Origin of the sequence: Dietzia sp. E1 (genome assembly GCF_014145015.1) — a bacterium.
GTDB lineage: Bacteria > Actinomycetota > Actinomycetes > Mycobacteriales > Mycobacteriaceae > Dietzia > Dietzia cinnamea_A.
The window spans coordinates 1-8,107 of the sequence record NZ_JAALDU010000182.1 but is presented as its reverse complement, the minus strand read 5'-3'; the positions used below and the strand labels follow the sequence as shown (position 1 = coordinate 8,107).

Here is an 8,107-nt window from a genome sequence, read left to right as displayed (position 1 = left end):
CGCGCGTCGAGGAGGAGCCCTGGCTACCCCTGCGCGTGGCGGCCGCCGCCGCGCGCTTCTCCCTCCCGGTGGCGGGGTCCACCCTCGGCGTCCTGGCCGAGCGCAGCCCCGCCCCCGACGGCCGCTGGCCCGCGGAGGCGCTGTCCGACCTGCTGGTCCTGCTGGGCTCTGGGGAGGCACAGATCCCCGTTCACGAGGCCCTCGACCGTTGCGGACTGTGGGAACGCCTGCTGCCGGAGTGGTCCGGCGTGCGGGACCTGCCCGCCCGCGAACGCACGCACGTCTACACCGTCGACAGGCACCTCGTGCAGACGGCGGTCGAGGCGTCGCGGCTCACCACCTCGGTCGCGCGGGCCGACCTCCTGCTGCTCGCGGCGCTCCTCCACGACCTCGGAAAGAGCCGCGTGGGCGACCACAGCGAGAACGGCGCGGTGATGATCCGGCCGATCGCCGAGAGGATGGGGTTGAGCGTGCGCGACACCCAGACCCTGGAACGACTGGTCCGACACCACCTCCTCCTCGCGAGGACCGCCGCACGCCGCGACCCCTCCGACCCGGAGACCGCCCAGTTCGTCCTCGACACCCTGGACTGGGACACGGTCGCGCTGGACGTGTTGGCCGCGCTCACCGAGGCCGATTCGATCGCCACCGGACCGACCGTGTGGTCGGCGGGACGGGCCGGCGTGCACACGGCGCTCGTCGCGGCGTGCCGCGCCCAGGTGGGACCCCGCCCGGCCGCCGTCGAGGCCCCGACGGTGCGGGCGTCGAGACGGCACGGTCCCCCCGACGTCGTCGTCGACCTCCGTGCGGCGGGCACGGGCACCACACACGAGGTCACCCTCGTGGCCCCCGGTGCCGGAAGGTCATTGGCGGTGGCTGCGGAGGTCCTCGCCGCCCACCGACTGGAGATCGTCGACGCGGAGATCGACCTGCGGCCGCCCGGGGGGATGCGCGCGAGGATGACCGTCTCCACGCGGTTCGGCGACCCGGTGGACGCCCGCGTGCTCCGGCAGGACCTGCGACGGGCGATCGACGCCGGCCTGCCGGGATCGCTGCGCGCGGCCCTCTCTCGGGGCGAGGCCCTGCCCATCGGTCCCCCGCGGGCCAGATCCTCGGTCCTCGTCGGGCACCGCTCCGACGCGGATGGCGTGATGATGGAGGTCCGCGCCGAGGACCGACCCGGGCTGTTCGCCCGGATCGTCTCCGCGATCCTGCAGACGGGCGCCCGGATCGACTGGGTGGTGGTCCGCACCAGGGGTGCCGCGGTCGAGGACGTGTTCGCCCTCTCCGGTCCGGGTGCGGTCCTCAGCACGGCCGGTCAGGTCGAGTCACTGCTGCCGGGACACGAGCCCGCGACGCCCGTCGTCGCGCGTGCCGATACCCTGTGATCAGTCGTCGCCGACGACGCCGGGACGCGCGCGCTCCCGGGACGCGAACCAGGGAGCTGTTGCCGTGTTCGAATCCTTGTCCGACCGTCTCACAGGGGCGCTCAAGGACCTGCGCGGAAAAGGTCGGCTGAGCGACGCCGACATCGACGCGACGGCCCGCGAGATCCGACTCGCGCTGCTCGAGGCCGACGTCGCACTGCCGGTGGTGCGCGCCTTCATCTCCCGGGTCAAGGAACGGGCCAAGGGCGCCGAGGTCTCCGAGGCGCTCAACCCCGCCCAGCAGGTCGTCAAGATCGTCGACGCCGAGCTCACCGCCATCCTCGGTGGCGAGGCCCGCCGGATCGAGTTCGCCAAGCAACCACCGACGGTGATCATGCTGGCCGGCCTCCAGGGTGCGGGTAAGACCACGCTGGCGGGAAAGCTCGCGTACTGGCTCAAGGGCCAGGGGCACACGCCGCTGTTGGTGGCGTGCGACCTCCAACGCCCGGGCGCGGTCGACCAGCTACGCATCGTCGGTGAGCGCGCCGGAGTACAGACCTTCGCCCCACACCCCGGCACCTCGGTCGGCGGGGACGGCGCGGAGATCGGCGTCCAGGAGCCGGTGTCCGTCGCGCAGCGCGGGCTGGCCCACGCACGCGCCAAGATGCACGACGTCGTGATCGTCGACACCGCCGGCCGCCTCGGCATCGACGAGGAGATGATGGCCCAGGCCCGCGGCATCCGCGACGCCGTCCAGCCGCACGAGACCTTCTTCGTCCTGGACGCCATGATCGGTCAGGACGCGGTGGTCACCGCCGAGGCGTTCCGCGAGGGCGTGGGCTTCACCGGCGTCGTGCTCACCAAGCTCGACGGCGACGCGCGCGGCGGCGCCGCGCTGAGCGTTCGCGAGCTCACGGGCACCCCGATCATGTTCGCCTCGGACGGCGAGAAGCTCGAGGACTTCGACGTCTTCCACCCGGAGCGCATGTCGAGCAGGATCCTCGGCATGGGCGACGTCCTCTCGCTCATCGAGCAGGCGGAGACGGTCTTCGACGCCAAGGAGGCCGAGAAGACCGCCGCCAAGATCGGCTCCGGCGAGCTCACGCTCGAGGACTTCCTCGACCAGATGATGATGATCCGCAAGATGGGTCCCATCGGGAACCTGCTCGGCATGCTGCCCGGCGGCAAGGACATGAAGGCCGCCGTCGGCGACATCGACGAGAAGCACCTCGACCGCATCCAGGCGATCATCCGCGGCATGACCCCCGAGGAACGCGCCGATCCCAAGATCATCAACGGATCCCGGCGTCAACGCATCGCCAACGGCTCGGGCGTTACCGTCACCGACGTCAACCAGCTCGTCGACCGGTTCTTCGAGGCGCGCAAGATGATGAGCCGGATGGCCGGCCAGATGGGGATGCCCGGGGCCGGGCGCAAGAACCAGCGCAAGGGCAAGAAGGGCAAGGGGAAGGGCAAGGGGCGCGGCCCCACGCCGCCGAAGAACCGCGGCATGATGCCCGGTATGCCGGGGATGCCGCCCGGTGGGATGCCGGGCATGCCGCCCGGGGGCATGCCGGACCTGTCCCAGATGCCGCCGGGCCTGGACCAGCTCCCGCCCGGCCTCGAGGGCATCGATCTGGACAACCTCAAGTTCCCCAAGCAGTGACCCGACGGCCCGTGTGCACCGATTGGTGCGCGCGGGCCGGGCGTGTCTAGACTGGACCGCTGGACGCCGTCACCGGTGGGTCCCCACGCGGGGGTCCGGGCCGAACGGCGGTCACCCGGAAGGCGAAACCGGACCCCGCGAGCAGCGCGGGCGTCGCTGAATCGCCATGTGACCCACTACAGGAAGTGAGACGCGCTCATGGCCGTCAAGATCAAGCTCACCCGACTCGGCAAGATCCGCAACCCGCAGTACCGGGTCGTCGTCGCCGACGCCCGTACCCGCCGCGACGGTCGCTCCATCGAGACCATCGGCCTCTACCGCCCGAAGGAGGAGCCGAGCTTCATCCAGATCGACTCCGACCGGGCCCAGTACTGGCTCGGCGTGGGCGCCCAGCCGACCGAGGCCGTCGAGCAGCTGCTCAAGATCACGGGCGACTGGCAGAAGTTCAAGGGCATCGAGGGCGCCGAGGGCACCCTGCGCACCCCAGAGGCCAAGCCCTCCAAGCTGGACCTGTTCAACAAGGCGCTCGAGGAGGCCCAGGGCGAGCCGTCCGCCGAGGCCATCACCGCCAAGCGCAAGGCCGACAAGGCGAAGAAGGCCGAAGAGGCCAAGAAGGCCGAGCAGGAGGCCGCCGCGTCGACCGACTCCGCCGAGGGTGAGGCCGCGTCGGCTGACGCCGAGACCGCCGAGGCCTGAGACAGATGAACGACATGGTCGTCGACGCCGTCGACCACCTCGTCCGCGGCATCGTGTCGGATCCCGACGCCGTGTCCGTCCGGTCGAGTGGTGGTCGGCGCGGCACCGTGATCCGGGTGGCGGTCGCGCCCGAGGATCTCGGCCGTGTCATCGGGCGGGGCGGTCGAACCGCGTCCGCCATCCGGACGATCGTCTCCGCCGTCGGGGGAGAGGGCATCCGGGTCGACGTGGTCGACACCGACCGCTGATCCCACCCAGTACGCGCCGACAACCGGAGGACCTGACACACCATGGAGCTCGTCGTGGGCCGCGTCGTCAAATCGCACGGCGTCCGCGGCGAGCTCGTGGTGGAGGTCCGTACCGACTCGCCCGAGGAGCGCTTCGCCCCCGGCGCGCGGCTCACAGGCCGCGTCGGCAAGGGGGACCGCGCCACCGACCGTGACGTCACAGTGGAAGCCGCCCGGAACCATTCCGGGCGGCTTCTCGTGCGCCTGGCCGGTGTATCCGACCGCGACACGGCCGACGCGCTGCGCGGCATGCTCCTGCTGGTCGACTCCGCCGAGCTCCCCGATCCAGAGGACCCGGACGAGTACCACGATCACCAGCTCGTCGGGCTCCGGGTCCTCGACACCTCGGGCGCACCGCTCGGCGAGGTCACCGAGATCGTCCACACCCCCGCCGGTGAGCTCCTCGGGATCCGACTGACCGACGGTGCCGACGCGCTCGTGCCCTTCGTCACCGAGATGGTCCCCGAGGTGGACGTTTCCGGTGGGACGTGCGTCATCGACCCACCGGAGGGGCTGCTCGACCTGGGCACGTCGTGAGCGGGCCCGCCGCCGAGGAGCGGCGCGGGCCGATCATGCGTCTCGACGTCGTCACCGTCTTCCCCGACTACCTTGCCCCGCTCCGGCTCGCCCTTCTCGGTCGCGCCGTCGACCGGGGCATCGTCGAGGTCGGCGTCCACGATCTGCGCGCCTGGACCCACGACGTGCACAAATCCGTCGACGACACCCCGTTCGGCGGCGGGCCGGGGATGGTGATGCGGCCAACGGTGTGGGGCGACGCGCTCGACGACCTCGTTCCCCAGACCGACACCGGGCTGACGACCGGGCCGGCCGCCTCGGATCCGGACTCCCGGCCCCTGCTGATCGTCCCGACCCCCGCCGGGCGGCCCTTCTCTCAGTCCGACGCCCACCGGTACGCCCGCCGCCGTCGGATCGTGTTCGCGTGCGGCCGCTACGAGGGCATCGATCAGCGTGTGGTCGACGAGGCCGCCGAGCGCATGGACGTCGAGGAGGTCAGCATCGGGGACTACGTCCTGATCGGGGGCGAGGTGGCCGTCCTCGTCATCGCGGAGGCCGTGGTACGCCTCCTGCCCGGCGTGCTGGGGAACCGGCGTAGTCACGAGGAGGATTCCTTCTCCGACGGTCTCCTCGAGGGACCGAGCTACACCCGCCCCGAGATATGGCGCGACCGCCCGGTGCCCGACGTCCTCAAGAGCGGCGATCACGCGAGGATCGCACGCTGGCGCCGCGACGAATCGCTGCGGCGGACCGCGGAGAGGCGCCCGGACCTCCTGGGCGGGGCCCCGCTCAGCGCCGCCGACCTGCAGACCCTGGCCGAGCTGGGCTGGGAACCGCCAGAGGGTTGATTTGGGCCACCCCCGGCGGGGATGGCACACTAGCGAGGTTGACCTTTCGGGCGCACGCGCGCCCGGGGACGGTCGCGCTGATCCGGGGCACGAACCGGTCGACCCGCCTCACGGCGGGCGCCAGGGTCCTCTGTCCTCATTCCTGACATGCAAGGAACACAATGAACACTCTCGACTTCATCGACAACAAGTCCCTCCGAGACGACATCCCGGAGTTCCGTGCCGGCGACACGCTCGACGTGCACGTCAAGGTCATCGAGGGCTCCAAGGAGCGCATCCAGGTCTTCAAGGGTGTCGTGATCCGTCGCCAGGGCGGCGGCGTCCGCGAGACCTTCACCGTCCGCAAGGTCTCGTTCGGCGTCGGCGTCGAGCGCACGTTCCCCGTGCACTCGCCCAACATCGATCGCATCGACGTGCTCGTGCGTGGCGACGTCCGCCGCGCCAAGCTGTACTACCTGCGCGAGCTCCGCGGCAAGGCCGCGAAGATCAAGGAGAAGCGCTGAGCGCATAGAGTGCGTCGGACTCGGCCGCCGTCGGCGGTGCGGGATCGACTACGCTCGTCCGGGTGAGCAGCACCGATACGCCCGGACACGACACCGCCGAGCCGGGGCCCCGTGATCACGGGGCCCCGGCTCGTGGCGTCGAGAAGAAGGGCCAGCCCTGGTACATCGAGATCCCGCTGCTGGTGGTGATCGCCCTGGCCCTGGTGTTCGTCTTCCAGACCTTCGTCGGTCGCGTCTACCAGATCCCGTCCGAGTCCATGGAACCCACGCTGCACGGCTGCGCGGGCTGCACGGGCGACCGGATCTTCGTCGACAAGATCAGCTACCGGTTCGGTGATCCGCAGCCCGGCGACGTGGTCGTCTTCGAAGGGCCCGAGTCGTGGAACGAGGGGTACCAGTCCATCCGTTCGGACAACCCTGTCATCCGCACCCTCCAGAACATCGGCGGAGTGATCGGCATCGTCCCGCCCGACCAGAACGACATGGTCAAGCGCGTGATCGCGGTGGGCGGGCAGACGGTGGGGGGATGCGCGCCGGACGGGTCGCTCCTCGTCGACGGCCAACCCCTGGACGAGCCCTACCTCAACGAGGACCCGTCGCCCGCCCGTAACCCGTTGAACTGCGCGTTCGGTCCCGTCACGGTCCCCGAGGGCAACTACTGGGTGATGGGCGACAACCGCGGCAACTCCGCGGACTCCCGCTTCCACATGGGAGACGAACACCAGGGCACGGTGCCGGCGGAGAACATTATCGGCAAGGTGCAGGCGATCATCCTCCCGTTCGACCGGATCGGGACGGTCTCCTCGCCGGACATCAGCGCGGGGTGACCCGGGCACGCCCCGACCGGTCGCGACGGCACCGCCTGCTGCCCACCCGGGCGCGGGTGACCCGCAGGGACGGCCGGCTCGCGCTGGAGGCCGCGCTCACCCGACGGGGGCTGGGTCCCGTCGCGGGCGTCGACGAGGCCGGCCGCGGTTCCTGTGCGGGACCGCTCGTCGTGGCGGCGTGTGTGCTCGGTGACCGGCTCCACCCGGAACTCGCGGACCTGGACGACTCCAAAAAGCTCACCGCCGCGGCCCGCGCCCGGCTCCACGACGCGGTCCTGCGGCGCGCGAGGGCTGTCTCGGTCGTCGTGATCGAACCGGATCGGATCGACGCGCGCGGGATCCACCGCTGCAACATCGAGGGGATGCGTCGGGCGGTCGCCGCCCTGGACCCGCGACCCGGGTTCGTCCTGACGGACGGGTTCGCGGTCGACGGTCTCGGGTGCCAGTCCACGGCGGTGATCGGGGGTGACGCGGTGGTCGCATCCATCGCCGCCGCGAGTGTCCTCGCGAAGGTCACGCGCGATCGGATTATGGTGGACCTCGACTCGCGGTACCCGGGCTACGGCTTCGCCGCCCACAAGGGGTACAGCACCACGGGTCACGCCAGGGCGATCGAGCAGCTCGGTCCCAGCGACATCCATCGGATGTCGTACGCCAACGTCCGTCGCGCCGCGCAGGCGCATTCGAGGAGCAGCACGAGATGAGCGCCGAGGATCTGGAGAACTACGAGACCGAGATGGAGCTCTCGCTATATCGCGAGTACCGCGACATCGTCGGTCAGTTCACCTACGTCGTCGAGACGGAGCGGCGCTTCTACCTCGCCAACGCCGTCGAGTTGATCCCGCGGTCCGCCGACGGGGAGGTGTACTTCGACGTACGTATGTCCGACGCGTGGGTGTGGGACATGTACCGACCTGCTCGTTTCGTCAAGTACGTGCGCGTCCTGACGTTCAAGGACGTCAACATCGAGGAACTCGACAAGCCCGAACTGCGCCTGCCGGAGTAGCCACCGGCCCGGTTCTCCACAGCCCGATCCGCCTCCACAGGAGACCCCCGGCCCGGTCCGCGACCAGCGGATCGGGCCGTCGTCGTCGGGCAGGGTGTGCCCCGGCGGACCCGGACGGGCCGGGCCGCCGGGAGGACGGCGATGACAGGGGACGGGGTGGGACGCGCCAGGGGCGGCGAGGACCAGCGGGTGCGGACAGGCCGGATCGGGGAGCAATACGCGGCGGGCCTGCTGGAGGCCCGCGGTGCGGTGGTGATCAGCCGGAACTGGCGGTGTCCGGTCGGGGAACTCGATCTGGTGGTCCTGGACTCCGCGGGCAGACTGCGATTCGTCGAGGTGAGGACCCGCACCGGTAGGGGTTTCGGCAGCCCGGCCGAGTCCGTCACGGGGA

Annotated in this window: 11 protein-coding genes; all 11 read left to right on the top strand. The window is 70.9% G+C overall.

Translation table 11 applies throughout. The annotated features are described in order from the left end of the window. Nucleotides 1-1,388, top strand: a 1,388-nt coding sequence (locus G6030_RS07425; RefSeq protein ID WP_182642680.1) for an HD domain-containing protein, incomplete at its 5' end; no start/stop codon positions are given. Nucleotides 1,389-1,452: 64 nt separating this feature from the next. Continuing rightward, the gene (ffh, locus tag G6030_RS07420; RefSeq protein WP_182642679.1) at nucleotides 1,453-3,033 is read left to right on the top strand and encodes a signal recognition particle protein; all 1,581 of its coding nucleotides are present in this window, start codon (nucleotides 1,453-1,455) and stop codon (nucleotides 3,031-3,033) included. Nucleotides 3,034-3,231: 198 nt separating this feature from the next. Beyond that, complete coding sequence (gene rpsP, locus G6030_RS07415) at nucleotides 3,232-3,729, top strand: 30S ribosomal protein S16 (RefSeq protein ID WP_061227760.1); 498 nt, start codon at nucleotides 3,232-3,234, stop codon at nucleotides 3,727-3,729. Nucleotides 3,730-3,734: 5 nt separating this feature from the next. Next, nucleotides 3,735-3,977, top strand: coding sequence for an RNA-binding protein (locus G6030_RS07410; RefSeq protein WP_007632879.1), 243 nt, complete (start codon nucleotides 3,735-3,737; stop codon nucleotides 3,975-3,977). Nucleotides 3,978-4,019: 42 nt separating this feature from the next. Next, nucleotides 4,020-4,553 (top strand): ribosome maturation factor RimM, encoded by a 534-nt coding sequence (gene rimM / locus G6030_RS07405; RefSeq protein WP_061914393.1) that lies wholly within the window; start codon nucleotides 4,020-4,022, stop codon nucleotides 4,551-4,553. A gap of 35 nt (nucleotides 4,554-4,588) precedes the next feature. Continuing rightward, a complete protein-coding gene (gene trmD, locus G6030_RS07400; RefSeq protein WP_182642681.1) occupies nucleotides 4,589-5,380 on the top strand; it encodes a tRNA (guanosine(37)-N1)-methyltransferase TrmD in 792 nt (263 codons plus the stop codon). Nucleotides 5,381-5,541: 161 nt separating this feature from the next. Beyond that, complete coding sequence (gene rplS / locus G6030_RS07395; protein ID WP_007632870.1) at nucleotides 5,542-5,883, top strand: 50S ribosomal protein L19; 342 nt, start codon at nucleotides 5,542-5,544, stop codon at nucleotides 5,881-5,883. A 164-nt stretch (nucleotides 5,884-6,047) separates the two neighbouring features. Continuing rightward, a complete protein-coding gene (gene lepB, locus G6030_RS07390) occupies nucleotides 6,048-6,710 on the top strand; it encodes a signal peptidase I (protein WP_347238603.1) in 663 nt (220 codons plus the stop codon). A 56-nt stretch (nucleotides 6,711-6,766) separates the two neighbouring features. Beyond that, nucleotides 6,767-7,414 (top strand): ribonuclease HII, encoded by a 648-nt coding sequence (locus G6030_RS07385; protein ID WP_243699579.1) that lies wholly within the window; start codon nucleotides 6,767-6,769, stop codon nucleotides 7,412-7,414. Continuing rightward, a complete protein-coding gene (locus tag G6030_RS07380) occupies nucleotides 7,411-7,716 on the top strand; it encodes a DUF2469 domain-containing protein (protein ID WP_007632861.1) in 306 nt (101 codons plus the stop codon). The genes G6030_RS07385 and G6030_RS07380 overlap by 4 nt, the downstream gene beginning before the upstream one ends. 141 nt (nucleotides 7,717-7,857) lie before the next feature. Continuing rightward, a partial coding sequence (locus G6030_RS07375) for a YraN family protein (RefSeq protein ID WP_182642677.1) occupies nucleotides 7,858-8,107 on the top strand: 250 nt, incomplete at its 3' end.